The sequence below is a fragment of the Yersinia sp. 2553 StPb PI genome (assembly GCF_052217105.1).
GTDB lineage: Bacteria > Pseudomonadota > Gammaproteobacteria > Enterobacterales > Enterobacteriaceae > Yersinia > Yersinia enterocolitica_E.
Window position 1 is genome coordinate 453,884 of sequence record NZ_JAZGPX010000002.1, and the last position, 16,072, is coordinate 469,955.

Below are 16,072 nucleotides of genomic sequence, written 5' to 3' on the forward strand. Positions count from 1 at the left end.
TCCGTTAACATCGAATAAATCTGTCAAGGCCTCGCTATTGCGGGGCTTTGTGTTTATTGGCATCTAACAACATTGATTGACAGCGAATAATAAACCGGACAAGCTACCGGATAAATAAACGGTTATCCGGTGGCCTCATGAAGTTAACTGATACCAAAGCCCGCAACGCTAAACCTCAAGAAAAAGCCTATCAATTGCAGGATGGTAACGGCCTGTACTTGGATGTGCGCCCCTCGGGTGTAAAGACATGGCGTTATCGCTACTGGATCACGCCTACAAAGGACGGACGCTACACTATCGGGAGTTACCCTGCCGTATCGTTGGCCGAAGCTCGTCGATTGCGTGAGTGGGCTAGGGAGCAGGTAAAAAACGGCATCGCCCCCAAGGAAGCCAAGGCAGTTGAGCGGGATATCGCAAAAGCTGAGAACGCCAATACATTCGAAATAGTGGCAAAAGAATGGTTGGATAAAAAAGGGGAGCATTGGGCCAAAAATTCAAAAAATCAGATCACTGGTTTTATGTATAACGATATTTTCCCCGCTATTGGCGCTATGCCTATGCGGGAAATTAACGCCTCTCATATATTAAAAATAATTAGAGACCTTGAGAGTCGGGGCGCTAAATCCGTAGCGGTTAAAGTACGGCAGTGGTGCTCTGCTGTTTTTTGCTATGGCGTAGCGACATTACGCGCAGACTCCGATCCGGCCGCGGCATTAAGGGGGGCTATTATAGTCCCTAAAACCGAACATTCTAGACCGCTCACTGGTGATGAGTTACGTGATTATTATTTGCGTCTTGATAGCTCCACCGGTAACCAAGCGACTATTATAGCGCTAAGAATCTTACCGCTAGTATTTGTTAGACAAGCTGAATTACGTTCGGCTGAATGGTCACATATTGATTTTGATAATGCGGAATGGGTTATTCCCCCGGAACTAATGAAAATGGGGCGAATGCATAGGGTGCCATTGTCGGCCCCAGTAATATCCCTGCTAAATGAATTGAAGAAAATTACGGGTAATAGGCGTTGGTTGTTCCCCAATACCAGGCTAAACAACACTTACATGGGAGCATCCACTTTAAATAGGGCTATTGTGCAGTTGGGATACGCTCGTACGGTGATAACAACTCACGATTTCCGCGCTACAGCTTCAACCAGGTTGCATGAAATGGGATATCGGCATGAAGTTATCGAGCGGCAGCTAGCACACGTTGAAAAAAACCGTGTGTCAGCCGCATACAATCACGCCGAGTACATGCCAGAGAGACGGCAGTTAATGGAAGAGTGGGGCCAGTGGGTTACTGGCCTGCTTGCTTCTGATTCTCCACAATAAGGTTATCAATCCATTCCTGAATCACCGTTGACGGCCAACGAGAGTTGCGCCCGTCTTTAACTGGTTTTGGGAATGTCCCTTCTTTGATGCGCAGGTAGATGGTTGTGCGGTCATACCCTACAGCCTTTTCTACCCGTTCAATTGTTAATAATTCACATGTAATCATAATTAGCCGCCTTGCTTATCTGCAGGGTAAAACACTGGTGAACACTCTGACGTATAGCCCGCCTGCCGGATCGCTATAGAGCACATAGCAATGGCGGCGTTGAAATGGTTCGCGGCGTTCAGATCCTCACCCTCAAGCCCTTCGATATCTATCATGGGAGGGAGCTTAACCGGCGTTTTTATTGCCGCTTGCCACCACGTCCAGCCTAAGTCTGTTCTATAACTGGCGTAACCGTTGCCGAGGCGGGTTAAATCAAGACCGCCTACGTAGTGACAACGTTTTTCAAACTGCTGACGGTTGCTCATCTGCGCATACCTCCATAACAAAATCAGTGATAGTGGCTTCACCCATTGCCGCCCACCAGTGCCAATGCCCGTAGCAATCAGCTTCGTCTTCTGCCTCAGTAACCCGCTCGAATGGTTCACCGTTCCACTTGCCTGTACATTTAAATTTCACGGCTTCACCTCCACGAAGCAATAATAGCGGCCACCGTTATGCAATTTATCAATCTCACCATCTTTGATGCCTTGCTTCATGGCCCGTCCAGCATAGATATACGAGGCTGATGTGGGGTTAATCGATGGCTCATCGCGGTACGCTTCAACAGCGCAGGCAACATGCCACCGAGAAAATCCGTATGTGACAGTCATTAAACTTTTGAGCTGTAGCATCGTTGGATTATTGGTTTTAATCATTTCCATTTTCACACCGCCCCTATCGCTTTCTGAACCACTCGAAAGCCCTTTTTACGGGGCTGATTAATCGACTTGAAACTTACCGGTGCTACCTTTGGCCTGGCTGGTGGCGCTTCATTTATCCCGTTTCGGATGCGGTACTTTGCTTTGGCTGACCAGTTAAGGTATTTCGTCCAGTCGCACCCATCGTCAACAATCACAGTGGCTCGCACTTGGGTATCATGGATATCGGCTTGCTTACCCATTAGTAGACTCCTTGATTGAGTGCTGCCTATTTGCTTCTTCACGTGCAAGGTTTCTGGCGGTGCGTTCACATTCTTTATAAACAGAGTGGGGAACATGCTTTTTCAGTTCTTGCACCAGATACTTTCTGATCAGGACGCTACGAGACAGTTTGACATTCTTCTCTCTGGACTTAAAAACAGACAACCTCTCTCTGATACGTGCGAGTAACCAAGTCCAGCGTTTGTGGGCTGCATCTGCCTTTTGCCGCCATTCTTCACTGCCGTTTGGGTTCCCACTGATATATTCTTCAATATTGTCCAGTGCGCGCGTTGCAACTGACAGAGCGCAAAGGTGATCCTCACGAGTAACCAGTGTCTCAAAATTAATATGACCTTCTGGTGTATAGAAATTCTCAGGAACAACATCTGAATAATCGTGTTTCATGCCAGCACCTCCCGTAACCAAATCACCATGCCAAACCACACAACAAAGCCAGAAACAAGCCCAATACCGCCGAGGGTGGAGAAGAACAACGTCCACATAATCAGCTCAAATACCTTCTTCATTCAGCACCTCGTCGCGCTGGTTCCAGTTGTAGATTGCCCCCTCTTTGGTGTCTGGCAGTTGTGAGGCGTTACAGCATCCGCAGTTCACGAAATGCATGTTTTCACCGCCGAGGTAGGGGATTGTCTCAACCAGACTGATGTGAGGATTGCCGCAAAACGGGCAGGGCTTCAGTGCGCCGTTAACGTTCACGTCCTCAGTGGCGGCTGGACATGATTCAGGCACAACGGAAAGCAGCATCAAATTAGTCGCTTCAATGCGATCATCTTCAATGGCATTGCGCGCGGCAGAGATTGCAGAATCAACGTCTGATGCCGCTGTTTTAATAATGAGTGGGTGACGGCCGCCACAAGGGTAATCACCAGTGAAAGTCACGATATAGTTAATTTTTTGCATTATTTCTTCTCCCCGAAAAGTAAAGTAAGGTCGATCCCATAAACTGTTAGCCATGCACCCGCAGGCCAAGACTTCACGCTGCCATAACGTTCATCAGCGACACTTCTGGCCTCCGTGCCGTTATCCCGACACCATTTGCGAAGCGCTGCGTATTTGAATGTTTTCTTAAGACCTGTCGCGTTCTCAACTTTAGTGATCGTGGCATCCTTGGTGCTTTCACCCAGACGTTCCTCCAGCTCACGGCAGCGGCGTGTTGCTGCGCTGAGTTTTCCCATGGCTGAGGCTTCACGTTTCCGGCTAATCTGTCCTTTGGCACGAATGGCCGTATCAGCACGTTGCTTTTCAGCAATGCGGCCTTGCTCGGAATCGAGAGCCATCTGCAAGATATCCAAGCGACTGAGGTCGGGAATTGCGGCTACTGCCTGAGTGTTACCGGTTTCAAGAGTAAACCAGCGGTCGATAACGGCGGCGCGGCGTTTCACGTCATAGCCGGTAATCAGGATTTCGGTGTGTCGGCGATCGAGAAGGAACTCAGAGACGAATCCGCGACTATCGATGCAGGCAATAACGCCAGAAACTAACGTAACCTGTTGATTTTTATTATTCCTCAAATCTGAGGAATCTTTAGAAATACCGTACAGGCTATCGAGCATTTCCCATACGTCACGAATCGCATTGTCGTGGCGCTTGCCTGCCAGTTTTGCAATTTCTTTGGTACCCATCATTGGCGCACCATTTATTACCAGTTCAATTTTTTTAGCCATTTCACTTCACCTCTTTGACGTTGATGCCAATGTGTTTTGCGTACCGGCGCATGCTTCGGTTTAATGGCATTTCAACCATGCCGTCTTCACTCCGGTACTTCGCTACTGATTCCTGCACGTTGATGTATTCTCTTGCTGGATCTCGGTCTAATCGGAGCCCTTGCGCCAACGTCACTCCACAAAGGCCCTGACGGGTTTTGCTATTACGTTTCTTTCCCATGCTTATTCGCCCTCGTTGGTGGCTTGTTTCTCAGATGCCGTAACGAACTCATCAATTAACCGGTCAATAAGGGCGTGTCCGCTCTGAGTGAGGCTGCCCAGTTTTTTGATGCTGTCTTGATAGGTTCCTATTATCGATTCACCGGCTTTGGCTTTTCCGAGCGCTTCAATAATCACCAGCTCAAACATTTCTAATGCGCGAGTTAATACCTCGGGCGTTAATTCAATTGTTTGCACCATCCCTTTAGGTGACCTTTTAATTACGCAAGTGCTGCCTGTTGCCCGCTGCAATGAATCCAACTTTGCGGCTACCAGGCGGTTGCGATATCTGCCAATTAATTCAAGATTGCTCATATTCGAATTACCCTATTTTTCAGCCTTTAGGTGTGGGGAGTCCTAACCCGAAGGCCATAGTTAATATTTTGTTTTAGCGATTACTTAATTAATAAGGTTTGGTTTTCATCAGCTCAATATGCTGGCTTGACCATTTCTCATATTTCTTCTGCCATTTAAGCATTTCGCGTTGCTTGGCTAACAGGCGACGAATGCGGCGCATACAGCGATTATGGGAGGCTATATATCTTGGTGATGGTTCACCTCTTTCCCAGTGAATACAGCCATCCACTTCTTTATAAGTTTCACCAACGCGAGACTTAACACCCGCCCGTTTAAATACTTTTTCAGTCATGAAGTGAGCGAGGCGATTAATCGCAGTTTCACGGCTAAGGCATTTCTTATGGCGACCATGACGCATAACGAAATAAACAGGTTCTGGTCTTAATTGGAATGCAACCTCGACACCACCATCATCAATTAAATCGAATTCCCACTCTTCGAATCTGGCTGGGTCAACTTTTTCAATTTTCATTATTTTCATCCATCAATTTTTTAGCATTTCTGGATGATTGGGATGTCATTATTACCAACTCTTCTGTAAGGCTCCACAGCCTCGCTGCAACATCTTCATCAACTTTTCTAATTGCGTCATCAATGAGCATTGTATATAAATACCTTAATTGCTTTGCATAACGATCAGCGTTGCTAGCAGTATAAGCAAGGTATTCTATTTGCCCTTTCGGAGGGAAATTACCAAAATTTAATGGTGTAAAATTATCAGGTTCTTTGTACAAGATGTCTTTCTTGTCTTGTATGTATACACCTTCGGAAGAACCACCGGAGCCAGAGATGATACCTGGTGTGTTTTGGTTTGATGTCGATAAATTACGCATAAATTCCAGCTCCTTTATTCCTCTGTAAATAGCGTGTCTGAGTCTTAATAATACAGCCAGTTTCTTTGCAAGCATGCGTGATAGTATAATTACCCAATACATCACCGACGCTAGGGAGCGGTTCTTCAATGTATATCCCGTAAGCCTCTCTCAACTTCCAATTAGCTAATAACCAACCGTATTCAGTTTTATAGTCACTTGCCAATTTTTGGGCTACATATCGAGCTTCTTTATCAACTAAAATAATTTTCTCAGATGATGAGTTTGTAGTTGCACTTTTAATTATGATACTATTTGACTTAATCATATAACTAACCTCTCAGGTATGTGTATTTGGCTAGACTCATGTATTCGATTGGCGTCAGTACATGAGTCGTTAAACTAAGCATTCAAGTTTCTTTCTTTATAATTAGAATAACCAATAATTGAATTTTTAAACTTTTCGCATTCATCAATTATTTTTCGAGCTTGTTCATTTGCTGATTCGTAACTGTTAAAAAAATCCACAAGAACAAAGTAATTTTCAATCCGTTCATAAATGGCGTATTCAACTTCACCAACAAAACAAGTTTGAAGTTGGTAAGTTGATTTAGGGTTAAAATGTTTAGCATCAAACAAATACGACCAGTGAGATTTACTCTCACGTAATTTTTTATGAATATCCTGATGGTTAATCTCTGAGTGTTTCATCTTATCCTCAACGCATTTATGTGTGGCAGTGAGGTGATGATACCTATAGGTAATAACCAAGGTCAATACCTGTGGGTAACAAAAAATACAAATAAACATATCAGATTGAAATTAATGAATATTTAATATTTCATTGTCATTTTTTTTAGTTTTAGTGAAGGGTTTTTGATGTTGAGGTATAAAATAAACGCATTTAGCGTGTGCTCGGGGTATATAAATAAGCAAAAAAAAACCCAGCAACTGTGCCGGGTTAGTTAAGTGAATCATGGCAATTAAGGGATGTGCTCCCATTTTATGTCTACAACTACCCCAATGATTTTACAGTTACCATTGATTATGGTCGGTGGGTGGTGTGGATTCAATGCCTTGAGATATTTGCGACCCGCATCCGTCATGTATTGCTTGAAGGTTGCTTCATTCTCATTCTCTAACTTGGCTACAACTAGCTTTCCGCTGGAAACCTCTCTGTGCGGGTCAACTAGGATAATCATACCCTCAGGAACAGTGAAACCAGTCGGTGATGTCATAGAATCCCCGCGAACCCGAAGCCAAAATGATCCCTCGCTAGCATTGACTGTTGTTTCAGGCCAAATATCTATATCATCTTTTCTATATGGTTCAACCGCTTCCAACCAACTACCCGCACTTACCCAACTAATTAAAGGAAAGCTATTCATTGGTTTTGCGTGTTCAATATAGGTAACATTTGAATTTTGATGTGATGTAATACCGTCCATCCAACCCCTTGGGAGGTTGAAGGATTTCTCAATGATTTCCATCATATCGTCACCAATCCTTTTCCTCCCTGGCTTTCCTTCTGGGTAGAGCATTCGCGCCACGTATGTAGCATCACGCCCAATCCTCCGAGCTAATTCGGAAGCGTTACCATCGCAGTGGTCATCGCGCAGACTTAAAAGTCTTAAGCGTCTTTCTTCGTATTTGTCCATGCTAGCCATTTTATAAGTTTTTACCTGTTGGTAAATGCCCCGTAGGTATTGATTGTATTTATACCTACAGGTAATATCAACAAATGAATATCACTTTAAGGGCTAGTCATGGAAGCGTTAAAAACTTATTTGAATACCTTATCTACTGATCAGAAAAGGCTTTTTGCTGCTGAATGCGGAACAAGTATTAATTATCTAAGGAAGGCAATCAGCGTTGGTCAGGTAATCGGCCCAGAACTATGCGTTGCAATTGAAGAAAATAGTAATGGTGCAGTTAGCCGCCAAGATCTCAATCCTGACAATTGGCAAAAAATTTGGCCCGAACTGAGAAATTCGGAGGACGCCAGACTGAATAACTCAGGCGAAATAGCAAGCAGTAACGCAGCCAGCGTTACAAAAAGCGAATCGGAGTAACACCTCATGGCTTACGAGTGGATCAAAATTGAAGTTGTTACGCCTGATAAGCCGGAAATCTATCAACTGGCAGAGATTCTGGCTATCGATCCTGATGCTGTTTTAGGAAAGTTAATTCGCATATGGGCGTGGGCCGACCAACAAACCATCGACGGTAACGCAAGCAGTAACGCTACCAGCGTTACAAAAAGCGCGATAGACCGTATCACTTTCATGTCTGGTTTCGCCGATGCACTGCTTCAGGTCGGTTGGTTAAGGTACGACGGTACTATTCTGATATTTCCGAATTTTGAACGCCATAATGGAAAATCATCGAAAAAACGGACACTTACCAATAGGCGCGTTACAGAACACCGAGAAATGAAATCAAAAGGTAACGCAAAATGTAACGTTGAAAGCGTTACAGCAGCGTTTCAAAAAGCGTTACCAGAAGTAGAAGTAGAATTAGAAGTAGATTTAAAAGATAAAAACCTATTGTCCGAAAAATCTCGGACTGAGGGCGAAATGGAATCGGATAAATCACCTGCACAAGAAACCGACGAGGAAAAACCAGACCCAGTGGATCTGGCATTCGAGGGGATTTTCTGGATTGCAGGACTTCGCAAAGATGCCAAGGTCAAGGCCAAGTCAGCATTCAAAACCAAATACCGAGAACACAAAACTCAAACCGGTGAATCGCCCGGTCAGTTCGCAACTCAGCTAGCCGATGATATCCGGTTGCGTGTGCAGGCTAAGTCACTCGGTATCGATAAGCTTCTCCCAACCTCGTATTTGAACGGTGAGCGCTGGAAAGATGAATCACCGGCAACCCAACCAGCAAGCGATAAAACCAGAGCGCCAGCGGTGTTCCAAGGGCCAGGCGGTTACTACGTTGATTTCAACAAGATGGGCGGCTGACATGAAACGATTAGCGAAGCGATTACTGATTTTAGGATATTGCCACGGGGTGATCGGCGCTGGTTGTGTGAGTTTCTGGTTTAAACATTTGGGGTTGAATGCGTCATGAATCCAAGCGAACTGAGCGATAAGCTCTGGAACGATGTTGAGCGAGTAGTGGCCTACCTGTTACCAAATGGGAAGAAAGCCGCTAACGAATGGGTGTGCGGTTCGGTTGACGGTGAGAAGGGAAATAGCCTCAAAGTTAACATGGCTGGCAAGCGTGTCTGGTCTGATTTTTCAACTGGCGAAAGTGGCGACCTGCTTGATTTATGGTGTGCTGTGAAGAGCTGCCAGCTTCACGTTGCCATGACAGAGGCCAAGGCGATGCTGGGTATCAAAAACGACGATCACCACTTCGAAGCCAAGAAAAAAACATTCTCCAAGCCGAAAAAACTGGGATTAAAAAAGGCTGCTAACTGCTATTCCTACCTTGAAAGTCGGGGCATCAGTCGTGAAATTGCCGAGCAGTTCAAGGTAACCGATGCTGTCGTTTTCTATCAGGATGAAAAACGAGAATTACCCGCTATTGGTTTCCCGTACTTGCGTGATGGTGAGTTATTACAGGTCAAGCGGATCAGCACAGAGCGCCCCAATGGAAAGAAAATCATCATGGCCGAAGCCAACTGTGAGCCGTGTTTATTTGGTTGGCAGATGATGCCAGCAAATTCAAAGGTTGTGGTTCTCTGTGAGGGCGAAATCGACTGCATGAGTTTCTACCAGTACAGCATTCCCGCGCTTTCTGTGCCATTCGGTGGCGGGAAAGGGGCAAAGCAGGACTGGATAGAATACGAATATCACAACCTCGACAGGTTCGAAGAAATATTCCTGTGCCTGGATAACGATCAGGTTGGTCTGGAAGCTGCCAGAGAGATTGCCAGTCGATTGGGTGAGCATCGCTGCCGAATGGTTGAGTTGCCATTCAAGGATTGTAACGAGTGCTTGCAGAACGGCATCAGTGGTGACGATATTTTCCAGCGAGTGCAAAGCGCGGCATTTTTCGATCCTGAGGAATTGCACGGCGCGTCAGAGTTTAAGCAAGCCACGATGGACGCTTTCTACAAGAAAGATAGCGGATTGTTTAGCAGCCCTTGGATGCACTTAAATCAGAACTTTTCTTTCCGAGACTCTGAGTTATCACTGATCAACGGTGTTAATGGTCATGGGAAAACAGAGGTTGTAGGGCATATGGTACTTCATGCAATGGCATCAGGTATCCGTTGCTGTATCGCTTCCCTGGAGCTTAAACCGGGTAAGTTATTACAGCGCCTAACCCGCCAGGCATTGTGCCATAAAATGCCGCCCCGCGAGGATGTCGAAACTGCTTTTGAATGGTACGACGACCGGCTTTGGTTATTCAGCGTCACCGGTACCGCCAAAGCGGATCGGCTACTGGAGATTTTCGCATACGCCAGAAAGCGCTACGGCATCCAACTTTTTGTTATCGATAGCCTGATGAAGTGCGGGTTAGGTGAGGATGATTACAACGGTCAGAAAGATTTCGTAGACCGTCTCTATGATTTCAAAAACAAAAACAGTTGCCACGTCATTCTCGTTACTCACAGCCGCAAATCAGAAAGTGAAGATAAACCAACTGGAAAAATGGACGTGAAAGGGACGGGGGCTATTACCGACCTTACAGACAATCTTTTCATCATCTGGCGTAACAAAATCAGAGAGAAGGCGCTCCGCAAAATGGCAGATCACGGCCCAGCGGCATTGGATGATAAAGAGAATAAATACATTGCTCTCCCCGGCTCAATACTACTGCTGGAAAAGCAGCGGAACGGTGATGGATGGGAAGGGCAGCAACCACTTTGGCTTGATCCTGAGTCACACCAATTTCTACAAACAGAACATGAGGGACCGCTTAACTATATCGCCAACCGGTTCCAGCACGACATCGACACCGACTGGGAAATGAATAACGTATCGAGGGCTAGCTAATGGATCGTCTTATTCGCGAAATGTCTTATCTGTTCACAAAACCCCGCTTTGATGCTCTTCAGGAGAGAGCGAAGGATATTTCCATTGAGTCTTGCTGGCATGAAGAGTGCTTCGGCCTGGTGGCTGATGCCATAGAGGAATTTGTGGAAGAAACACCAGAGGATGAATGGCGTGAACATGAGAAAATTGTCATGCACTACATGGTGATGCGCGGATTATCTCTGTACGGAAATGGGGAAAAAATTACAGAAGTTCAGTGGGCGCACCCCGGCTGGATGGGGACGGCTGCAAAAGGGGATACTATTCAATGAAATTAGAATCAGCAATGAAACAGTTCAGCGCCAAGAGCCAGATGATTACGGATTCACCCCGCGCTACCTCTTCCGACTCGCTCAAGGGACCGGACCTCGCCGCTGCAATGGGAATGGTTGAGGCTCGGGCCAGTTTCGGAATGGCTGCATATCTTGGCAAGGTTGGCATTAGCAAAGAGGACCGGATCAGAACCGTCGAACAGCTTACCCAGTTTGCCATGAAGAATGCCCCGAAACATGTCGGCAAAGCATCGGGCCGCCGAATGGCTCAATGCATGGTGATTCTGGCTAAATTTGCCTACGAGGAATACAGCAGTTCAGCCGCGGCTACAACCACATGTAAACACTGCAAAGGGAAGAGGCTGATTTACAGCATTCAAAAAGTGGTTAAACACCCCGGATGCGGTGAAAAAACAGATGCATGGATAGAGGATGAGCTGGTGGGCGAATTGTGCAATGCCTGTAACGGGAAGGGGAAAATCTCCCATCGTTGCCGCTGCAATGGTACTGGTAAAGTGCGTGACCTTGAGAAATCCAAGCGGCTTGGTGTGCCAGTCGAGAAAGAGTGTGAACGCTGCTCAGGAATTGGATACAAACGGACACCATCAACAACAGCTTACAGGGCTATTACAGCGTTGCTTCCTGAACTCACCCAATCATCCTGGTCGCGCAATTGGAAGCCGTTCTATGCGTCGCTGGTGGCTAAATGCGACATTGAAGAGAGTTATGCAGAGGATGAGTTTCAGCGAATAACACGATAACGGCATGATTGGGACTAATGGCGACAAGTTTTGAATATATCGCTTGCATTTTGCATAAAGTTGGCGTAATTTCTCTAAATCATGGGCGTTTCTGTAGATGAGCGCCAAGAAAAAATAGTCAAGACCTCGCTTCGGCGGGGTTTTGTCGTTTTGTGACATATGACAACTATAAGCATGGTTATGTTTACTCTTTGTTTATAATTGCAATGTTAATTATATGTTGCTGTGATAGTTACTTTGTAACGATTGTTGGCTCAGTCGTCCTACCCGTGAAGTTAACTATCACAGCACCAAATTCAAAGCCTCGCTTAATCGCCGGGGCTTTTCTGCATGGCGGTGGTGGGGGACTTTGAAGCGTGCTTCTTGCCGGTTGCGTTGCTTCAAAGTCCCTTTTCTTTTCTACATTCGCATGGGTACTGGATTGGTTAATCCAATCGTTGTGAAACAGTATCCAGCCGAATGTGGTGAAGCGGTTAAATCCAAAATTCGCCAAGGCGGGCATCACATACCAACTTTTAAGGCTGCGCTATTGCGTGGCCTTTTTCATTTCAGCCATCCGGTCGCGCCGGTATGCGCACAACTGGATAGCAATATGGAAAACCAAAATAACCCACAGGGAAAACTTGAGAGTGCCGCGTGGTTAATTCGATGGGTAGATAGTTGGAAGAAACTGGCGATTTTGATTGTGCTGACATTGTTTAGCATTGCGAGTTATTTGGCCTATGACTACCGGCGAGAGATTACCTATTGGGCACTAGCGCATTACGGCACCCCACGCATCGATCAGACAAAAATCGATGATGAGGTTCGTAGCATGATGAGCGATACCGGTGGGGTAACAGTTTCCGTCTGGAGCTTGAACCTACAGCGTAACCAGCGCATCGCTTTATACGTTCGCATTAGAGAACAACGATTATCGAATCTTGAAGGGGTGGGAGATTTAATTTTCCGGCCTCACTCAAAACTATCAATGGCAGTTATCGACCTCCTGGATAAAAAGACGGTGTGCTACGACCTTGTGCAGTCTACGGCGATTGGCCGGGCGGCATCGGCGGCGGGTGCCACATACGTTTGCTCTGCTGCTGTCCCCCCGCAACACGGTTCAATGATAGGGCTTATTGCTGTTGGCTTCACTGAGAAGCCAGAGAATGAAGATTACGTTCGTCAGCGAATACTGCTGGCATCTGAGAGGATCATTAAATGACGACTAATTTTAGATTTAGCCAGCGCAGTGAGAATAACCTCAAGGGCGTTAACGCTAACCTGGTGAAAGTGGTTCGCCGGGCTATTGAGATTACCACTGTTGATTTTACGGTGATTGAAGGGGTGCGCACGGTAGAGCGGCAAAAGGAGCTGGTGGCCACTGGCAAGAGCCAGACCATGAACAGCCGACATATCTCCGGCAATGCGGTTGACCTGCTGCCAGTGGGTGCCGACTGGAATGATTATAAATGCTGGTTGCCGATATTGGATGCCATGTACCGCGCCGGTAAAGAGTTAGGCGTTAAGCTGCGTTTCGGTATCAGTTGGACAGATAACCCGAATGACAAGCCAGCGAAGTTCTTGGATGCCCCTCACATTGAGATACCCGCATGAAAGAAACCCTATTGAGATTGATAGCCGTCGCACTGACGATTTCAGTTTTAGTCGGTGGCGGGTATTGGTGGGGCAGTGATAGTAAAGATTCGGAATGGTCACTCAAATGGGCTGAGCGTGATAAGTCAGACAGAGACGCAGAAATAGCCGCCAGAAAGAGTGCCACCGAAAAAGAGGCCCAACTTCAGGCAGCCCAGTTAGTTGGATTAAAGGCATATCAACAAGGGGTAGTAGATGCTGAGAAAAAAGCAAAAGGCACTATTGCTGCTTACCGTGCTGGCAATATCAAGCTGCAAAAGCGTTTCGAGTGTCTCGCCACTTCAGTTGGGGATATGCCCGTTACTCCCGCCAGTGGACAGCTCACTGATGCAGCCAGAGACTGCGGATTTTCAGACGCAGATGTCGGGTTTCTTATTTCAATCGCTGAGCGAGCCGATAAGTTAGTCGAGAAGGTCACCGCGCTGCAAAAGGTTGTCACTGACGACCGCCGAATAATCAATGGTAGTAAATTCGAGTAGGTGGCATTGATGCACAAATTTCTAGCAGTGCACACAGCTTAACAGTATCTAAACGGCGTTGATGATTTATAAATAAAGTCTTGATAAGGTCACTATTTAACTGTATAAAAAAACAGGTCACCCACTAATAATTAATAATAATTCATTAATAATTAGTGGGTTAATTAAATCATAAGGATTGAAATATGAACGTTCGTTTAGCCGTATTACTTATTGCCGTTGCATCATCATTTTCTGCTGTAGCCGCTTCAGAGAGTGACATTCAGGATGCAAAAGTTATCACTGTCACTACTGATGTCGTGTCGGGTCACCTTAATATTGCTAATGGTCGTAACTGCTTGTCTGAGAATGCACAGGGAAAGCCAGCACTATTAGCCTGTGAGAGCGCAGAGAAAGTCAGCCCTGAAAAAAGTACTGTTCGTTACATCGTACTGAAAAGCGGTCAATGCCTGTCTGATGCAGGTGGCAAAACACCGGTCATGGCCGTCTGTGATTTTCAGGATAAGAAGCAACAGTGGACAGCCCTTCAAGGTATTGGTACGGATGTCCGTAATATGGCATCAAATAAGTGCCTGACGACCGCAGGGCTGGACAAGCCGGTGACGATGGCTACATGTGCTGGCCTGCCAGCTCAGAATTGGACATTACCTCAGTAAAGTAGCATTACAGGTGGCATTCATTGAGTGCCATCGATAATGCACAACCTAAGCCACTAGCCTTATAAGCTGGTGGTTTTTTATTTCCCGCGCCGGTTATCGCTGCCTGCCTGTACTAGCACTGACGTAGCTCCTTGTCCATTGAGCGTACAGGCGGAATCAATAATAACCAACCCCCCTCCGTGATAGTCAGGGCATTGGCGGCAACATCAGCCGTGGTGGAAGAAGCGATGTGACAGCCGGAGATACGGCCTGTATTGCAGTAGCCATTCAATGAGTGGTTGCGACAATACACATAAGCAATGCTACCACCTGTTGCCCACCGATCACCCTGAGCATTAACAGGTTGGTGGCATTTTACTTAGTTAAAAAATAGAAACATCGTTACGCTATAGCGCTAATAAATTTTGTTGGTTAATTTGTTATATATGAGTTTATCGACTGAGAAAGGCCCGCCACCTTGGGTAATTAAAAGGATAAGGAACAAAATATAAGAACTTTCAGGCAAATACAGTAGCCAACTATACCAAGTTATAAGATTTATACCTGTAGGTATCTGGGACAAACCGACAGTAATCAATGCCACCATACTGATTACTAATAATAATAAGCCAGATAGCCGAGAAAGAAGGCCTAGAGCAAGAAAAAGACCAACAATTAATTCAGTTGATGCAACAAATGTAGCCATTATTTCAGGGTAAGGTAATCCAGCATGAATCATTGTCTCTATCATTAACTGTCTATTTTCTAAGACTGTGATTTTGTTGAAACCAGAAGAAAAGAAGAATAGACCAAGAGTGATTCTTATTAGCGCGGTGGGATACAAAAGCAATGACTTTGAAGAATGACAGAGGCATTTTAATAAAGTAGACAAACTCATAAAAACTCCGTGTATAGGTAAAGATAAGCTGGGCTTTTGGTTACATACAATTTTAATATATCAATTGTTTAGTAAACCAATTGATAACAAAACGTTGGTGATTTGATTGATATAATGCACAACCTAAGCCACTGGCCTTATAAGTCGGTGGTTTTTCTATTTAGGGATAGACCATGGCAACTCTTAAGGATTTATCTAATCAGCTCCAGCAGATTAAAAAACAGCTCCCTTTTGCTGCTGCTCAGGCGCTAACAAGTGTTGCTCGCCAGATTGCAGCCGCTCAGAAGGTGGGTATGCAGCGCAATCTGGATAATCCGACCCCTTTCACCGTTAATTCTGTAGGCTCGTTTGGTGCCCGCAAAGACCGATTACAGGCCAAAGTATTTGTGCGTGATATTGCTGCCAGTTATCTCGAACCGTTCGAGTTCGGCGGCCAGCACAAACTCAATGGTCAGGCGCTGCTTAACCCTAAAAACATAAAGCTTAATAAGTTCGGAAACTTAGCCCGTAATAAAACGCAGCAGCTCAAAGCTAAAGAAAATGTGTTTGTAGGTGAGGTGAATGGCGTTAGTGGTTTCTTCCAGCGTAAGAAAGGGAAGAAAAGCAAAAAGGTTAAGAAGCGTCAGAAGCGCTCTCCTAACGGGGTGCATCGCGCCAGAGAGAAACAAAAAGCACCTAAGCTGCTGATTCAGTTTGGTGACGCATTGGCAGTTAAACCAACGCTTGGATACTTCGACCGAGCGAATGCAATGGCACAGGCTTTAATGCCTGGTGCGTTAAGCCTGGCAATCGAGCAGGCATTGAAGACGGCTAAATAGATGAGG

The 16,072-nt window shown here is 45.7% G+C and carries 28 protein-coding genes; 11 read left to right on the forward strand and 17 right to left on the reverse strand.

Annotated features, from left to right (window positions below):
• The first annotated feature begins 137 nt into the window (after positions 1-137).
• Positions 138-1,334, forward strand: coding sequence for a tyrosine-type recombinase/integrase (locus V2A84_RS03225; protein WP_442820653.1), 1,197 nt, complete (start codon positions 138-140; stop codon positions 1,332-1,334).
• Here V2A84_RS03225 and V2A84_RS03230 read toward each other — a convergent pair.
• The 16 genes from V2A84_RS03230 to V2A84_RS03305 all read right to left on the reverse strand — a co-directional run bounded on the left by V2A84_RS03230 (position 1,300) and on the right by V2A84_RS03305 (position 7,229).
• Positions 1,300-1,500: a helix-turn-helix transcriptional regulator gene (locus V2A84_RS03230; RefSeq protein ID WP_025377636.1), complete on the reverse strand. Its 201-nt coding sequence runs from the start codon at positions 1,498-1,500 to the stop codon at positions 1,300-1,302. The genes V2A84_RS03225 and V2A84_RS03230 overlap by 35 nt on opposite strands.
• Before the next feature lie 2 nt (positions 1,501-1,502).
• The gene (locus tag V2A84_RS03235; protein ID WP_442820654.1) at positions 1,503-1,805 is read right to left on the reverse strand and encodes a hypothetical protein; all 303 of its coding nucleotides are present in this window, start codon (positions 1,803-1,805) and stop codon (positions 1,503-1,505) included.
• A complete protein-coding gene (locus V2A84_RS03240) occupies positions 1,783-1,956 on the reverse strand; it encodes a hypothetical protein (protein WP_442820655.1) in 174 nt (57 codons plus the stop codon). Before V2A84_RS03240 ends, V2A84_RS03235 begins: the two co-directional genes overlap by 23 nt.
• Entirely contained in the window at positions 1,953-2,201 is a 249-nt protein-coding gene (locus tag V2A84_RS03245; protein ID WP_174634856.1) for a hypothetical protein, read from the reverse strand. The genes V2A84_RS03240 and V2A84_RS03245 overlap by 4 nt, the downstream gene beginning before the upstream one ends.
• Positions 2,202-2,203: 2 nt before the next feature.
• Positions 2,204-2,440, reverse strand: a complete 237-nt coding sequence (locus V2A84_RS03250) for a hypothetical protein (protein WP_442848581.1) — start codon at positions 2,438-2,440, stop codon at positions 2,204-2,206.
• Positions 2,433-2,864 (reverse strand): hypothetical protein, encoded by a 432-nt coding sequence (locus tag V2A84_RS03255; RefSeq protein ID WP_442848582.1) that lies wholly within the window; start codon positions 2,862-2,864, stop codon positions 2,433-2,435. Before V2A84_RS03255 ends, V2A84_RS03250 begins: the two co-directional genes overlap by 8 nt.
• The gene (locus tag V2A84_RS03260) at positions 2,861-2,986 is read right to left on the reverse strand and encodes a sodium:solute symporter (RefSeq protein ID WP_442848583.1); all 126 of its coding nucleotides are present in this window, start codon (positions 2,984-2,986) and stop codon (positions 2,861-2,863) included. The genes V2A84_RS03255 and V2A84_RS03260 overlap by 4 nt, the downstream gene beginning before the upstream one ends.
• Complete coding sequence (locus tag V2A84_RS03265) at positions 2,970-3,380, reverse strand: Lar family restriction alleviation protein (RefSeq protein WP_442848584.1); 411 nt, start codon at positions 3,378-3,380, stop codon at positions 2,970-2,972. Before V2A84_RS03265 ends, V2A84_RS03260 begins: the two co-directional genes overlap by 17 nt.
• A complete protein-coding gene (locus tag V2A84_RS03270) occupies positions 3,380-4,144 on the reverse strand; it encodes a Rha family transcriptional regulator (protein ID WP_442848585.1) in 765 nt (254 codons plus the stop codon). Before V2A84_RS03270 ends, V2A84_RS03265 begins: the two co-directional genes overlap by 1 nt.
• Position 4,145: 1 nt before the next feature.
• Positions 4,146-4,364 (reverse strand): hypothetical protein, encoded by a 219-nt coding sequence (locus tag V2A84_RS03275; RefSeq protein ID WP_442848586.1) that lies wholly within the window; start codon positions 4,362-4,364, stop codon positions 4,146-4,148.
• A 2-nt stretch (positions 4,365-4,366) separates the two neighbouring features.
• Complete coding sequence (locus tag V2A84_RS03280; protein ID WP_442848587.1) at positions 4,367-4,717, reverse strand: hypothetical protein; 351 nt, start codon at positions 4,715-4,717, stop codon at positions 4,367-4,369.
• 88 nt (positions 4,718-4,805) lie between these two features.
• Positions 4,806-5,231, reverse strand: coding sequence for a hypothetical protein (locus V2A84_RS03285; RefSeq protein ID WP_442848588.1), 426 nt, complete (start codon positions 5,229-5,231; stop codon positions 4,806-4,808).
• The gene (locus V2A84_RS03290) at positions 5,221-5,592 is read right to left on the reverse strand and encodes a hypothetical protein (RefSeq protein WP_049617238.1); all 372 of its coding nucleotides are present in this window, start codon (positions 5,590-5,592) and stop codon (positions 5,221-5,223) included. Before V2A84_RS03290 ends, V2A84_RS03285 begins: the two co-directional genes overlap by 11 nt.
• Positions 5,585-5,899 carry a hypothetical protein gene (locus tag V2A84_RS03295; protein ID WP_442848589.1) on the reverse strand — a complete coding sequence of 105 codons (315 nt, stop codon included), beginning with the start codon at positions 5,897-5,899 and terminating at the stop codon, positions 5,585-5,587. The genes V2A84_RS03290 and V2A84_RS03295 overlap by 8 nt, the downstream gene beginning before the upstream one ends.
• A 74-nt stretch (positions 5,900-5,973) precedes the next feature.
• Positions 5,974-6,282: a hypothetical protein gene (locus V2A84_RS03300; RefSeq protein ID WP_083159316.1), complete on the reverse strand. Its 309-nt coding sequence runs from the start codon at positions 6,280-6,282 to the stop codon at positions 5,974-5,976.
• 272 nt (positions 6,283-6,554) lie between these two features.
• On the reverse strand, positions 6,555-7,229 hold the full coding sequence (locus tag V2A84_RS03305; protein WP_128451133.1) for a LexA family protein: 675 nt from the start codon (positions 7,227-7,229) through the stop codon (positions 6,555-6,557).
• Positions 7,230-7,337: 108 nt separating this feature from the next.
• On the opposite strand from V2A84_RS03305, the gene V2A84_RS03310 reads away from it, so the two are divergent.
• The 9 genes from V2A84_RS03310 (at position 7,338) to V2A84_RS03350 (ending at position 14,368) form a co-directional block, all read left to right on the forward strand.
• Complete coding sequence (locus tag V2A84_RS03310) at positions 7,338-7,643, forward strand: transcriptional regulator (RefSeq protein ID WP_427213998.1); 306 nt, start codon at positions 7,338-7,340, stop codon at positions 7,641-7,643.
• 6 nt (positions 7,644-7,649) lie between these two features.
• Positions 7,650-8,540 (forward strand): hypothetical protein, encoded by an 891-nt coding sequence (locus V2A84_RS03315; RefSeq protein WP_442848590.1) that lies wholly within the window; start codon positions 7,650-7,652, stop codon positions 8,538-8,540.
• Positions 8,541-8,645: 105 nt separating this feature from the next.
• A complete protein-coding gene (locus V2A84_RS03320; RefSeq protein ID WP_442848591.1) occupies positions 8,646-10,526 on the forward strand; it encodes a toprim domain-containing protein in 1,881 nt (626 codons plus the stop codon).
• Positions 10,526-10,837 carry a hypothetical protein gene (locus V2A84_RS03325; RefSeq protein ID WP_050075103.1) on the forward strand — a complete coding sequence of 104 codons (312 nt, stop codon included), beginning with the start codon at positions 10,526-10,528 and terminating at the stop codon, positions 10,835-10,837. Before V2A84_RS03320 ends, V2A84_RS03325 begins: the two co-directional genes overlap by 1 nt.
• Positions 10,834-11,598 carry an antitermination protein Q gene (locus V2A84_RS03330; RefSeq protein WP_050133300.1) on the forward strand — a complete coding sequence of 255 codons (765 nt, stop codon included), beginning with the start codon at positions 10,834-10,836 and terminating at the stop codon, positions 11,596-11,598. The genes V2A84_RS03325 and V2A84_RS03330 overlap by 4 nt, the downstream gene beginning before the upstream one ends.
• A 349-nt stretch (positions 11,599-11,947) precedes the next feature.
• On the forward strand, positions 11,948-12,802 hold the full coding sequence (locus V2A84_RS03335; protein ID WP_442848592.1) for a hypothetical protein: 855 nt from the start codon (positions 11,948-11,950) through the stop codon (positions 12,800-12,802).
• Complete coding sequence (locus tag V2A84_RS03340; RefSeq protein WP_442820667.1) at positions 12,799-13,194, forward strand: M15 family metallopeptidase; 396 nt, start codon at positions 12,799-12,801, stop codon at positions 13,192-13,194. Before V2A84_RS03335 ends, V2A84_RS03340 begins: the two co-directional genes overlap by 4 nt.
• Positions 13,191-13,712, forward strand: coding sequence for a DUF2514 family protein (locus V2A84_RS03345; RefSeq protein WP_442820668.1), 522 nt, complete (start codon positions 13,191-13,193; stop codon positions 13,710-13,712). Before V2A84_RS03340 ends, V2A84_RS03345 begins: the two co-directional genes overlap by 4 nt.
• 185 nt (positions 13,713-13,897) lie before the next feature.
• Positions 13,898-14,368, forward strand: coding sequence for a ricin-type beta-trefoil lectin domain protein (locus tag V2A84_RS03350; RefSeq protein WP_442821183.1), 471 nt, complete (start codon positions 13,898-13,900; stop codon positions 14,366-14,368).
• Positions 14,369-14,765: 397 nt separating this feature from the next.
• Here V2A84_RS03350 and V2A84_RS03355 read toward each other — a convergent pair whose 3' ends face one another.
• A complete protein-coding gene (locus tag V2A84_RS03355; protein WP_420072079.1) occupies positions 14,766-15,248 on the reverse strand; it encodes a DoxX family protein in 483 nt (160 codons plus the stop codon).
• A gap of 173 nt (positions 15,249-15,421) precedes the next feature.
• Here V2A84_RS03355 and V2A84_RS03360 point away from each other — a divergent pair, with 173 nt between their 5' ends.
• On the forward strand, positions 15,422-16,066 hold the full coding sequence (locus V2A84_RS03360) for a hypothetical protein (RefSeq protein ID WP_420072078.1): 645 nt from the start codon (positions 15,422-15,424) through the stop codon (positions 16,064-16,066).
• The last annotated feature ends 6 nt before the right edge of the window (positions 16,067-16,072 follow it).

What these genes read in the sequence shown, in the direction of transcription:
- V2A84_RS03255 (WP_442848582.1), bottom strand. Translation starts at nt 2,864, where the DNA reads ATGAAACACGATTATTCAGATGTTGTTCCTGAGAATTTCTATACACCA.
- V2A84_RS03300 (WP_083159316.1), bottom strand. Translation starts at nt 6,282, where the DNA reads ATGAAACACTCAGAGATTAACCATCAGGATATTCATAAAAAATTACGT.
- V2A84_RS03230 (WP_025377636.1), bottom strand. Translation starts at nt 1,500, where the DNA reads ATGATTACATGTGAATTATTAACAATTGAACGGGTAGAAAAGGCTGTA.
- V2A84_RS03245 (WP_174634856.1), bottom strand. Translation starts at nt 2,201, where the DNA reads ATGGAAATGATTAAAACCAATAATCCAACGATGCTACAGCTCAAAAGT.
- V2A84_RS03310 (WP_427213998.1), top strand. Translation starts at nt 7,338, where the DNA reads ATGGAAGCGTTAAAAACTTATTTGAATACCTTATCTACTGATCAGAAA.
- V2A84_RS03290 (WP_049617238.1), bottom strand. Translation starts at nt 5,592, where the DNA reads ATGCGTAATTTATCGACATCAAACCAAAACACACCAGGTATCATCTCT.
- V2A84_RS03260 (WP_442848583.1), bottom strand. Translation starts at nt 2,986, where the DNA reads ATGAAGAAGGTATTTGAGCTGATTATGTGGACGTTGTTCTTCTCCACC.
- V2A84_RS03285 (WP_442848588.1), bottom strand. Translation starts at nt 5,231, where the DNA reads ATGAAAATTGAAAAAGTTGACCCAGCCAGATTCGAAGAGTGGGAATTC.
- V2A84_RS03275 (WP_442848586.1), bottom strand. Translation starts at nt 4,364, where the DNA reads ATGGGAAAGAAACGTAATAGCAAAACCCGTCAGGGCCTTTGTGGAGTG.
- V2A84_RS03295 (WP_442848589.1), bottom strand. Translation starts at nt 5,899, where the DNA reads ATGATTAAGTCAAATAGTATCATAATTAAAAGTGCAACTACAAACTCA.
- V2A84_RS03280 (WP_442848587.1), bottom strand. Translation starts at nt 4,717, where the DNA reads ATGAGCAATCTTGAATTAATTGGCAGATATCGCAACCGCCTGGTAGCC.
- V2A84_RS03270 (WP_442848585.1), bottom strand. Translation starts at nt 4,144, where the DNA reads ATGGCTAAAAAAATTGAACTGGTAATAAATGGTGCGCCAATGATGGGT.
- V2A84_RS03305 (WP_128451133.1), bottom strand. Translation starts at nt 7,229, where the DNA reads ATGGACAAATACGAAGAAAGACGCTTAAGACTTTTAAGTCTGCGCGAT.
- V2A84_RS03235 (WP_442820654.1), bottom strand. Translation starts at nt 1,805, where the DNA reads ATGAGCAACCGTCAGCAGTTTGAAAAACGTTGTCACTACGTAGGCGGT.
- V2A84_RS03360 (WP_420072078.1), top strand. Translation starts at nt 15,422, where the DNA reads ATGGCAACTCTTAAGGATTTATCTAATCAGCTCCAGCAGATTAAAAAA.
- V2A84_RS03330 (WP_050133300.1), top strand. Translation starts at nt 10,834, where the DNA reads ATGAAATTAGAATCAGCAATGAAACAGTTCAGCGCCAAGAGCCAGATG.
- V2A84_RS03315 (WP_442848590.1), top strand. Translation starts at nt 7,650, where the DNA reads ATGGCTTACGAGTGGATCAAAATTGAAGTTGTTACGCCTGATAAGCCG.
- V2A84_RS03225 (WP_442820653.1), top strand. Translation starts at nt 138, where the DNA reads ATGAAGTTAACTGATACCAAAGCCCGCAACGCTAAACCTCAAGAAAAA.
- V2A84_RS03355 (WP_420072079.1), bottom strand. Translation starts at nt 15,248, where the DNA reads ATGAGTTTGTCTACTTTATTAAAATGCCTCTGTCATTCTTCAAAGTCA.
- V2A84_RS03250 (WP_442848581.1), bottom strand. Translation starts at nt 2,440, where the DNA reads ATGGGTAAGCAAGCCGATATCCATGATACCCAAGTGCGAGCCACTGTG.
- V2A84_RS03325 (WP_050075103.1), top strand. Translation starts at nt 10,526, where the DNA reads ATGGATCGTCTTATTCGCGAAATGTCTTATCTGTTCACAAAACCCCGC.
- V2A84_RS03320 (WP_442848591.1), top strand. Translation starts at nt 8,646, where the DNA reads ATGAATCCAAGCGAACTGAGCGATAAGCTCTGGAACGATGTTGAGCGA.
- V2A84_RS03340 (WP_442820667.1), top strand. Translation starts at nt 12,799, where the DNA reads ATGACGACTAATTTTAGATTTAGCCAGCGCAGTGAGAATAACCTCAAG.
- V2A84_RS03350 (WP_442821183.1), top strand. Translation starts at nt 13,898, where the DNA reads ATGAACGTTCGTTTAGCCGTATTACTTATTGCCGTTGCATCATCATTT.
- V2A84_RS03265 (WP_442848584.1), bottom strand. Translation starts at nt 3,380, where the DNA reads ATGCAAAAAATTAACTATATCGTGACTTTCACTGGTGATTACCCTTGT.
- V2A84_RS03345 (WP_442820668.1), top strand. Translation starts at nt 13,191, where the DNA reads ATGAAAGAAACCCTATTGAGATTGATAGCCGTCGCACTGACGATTTCA.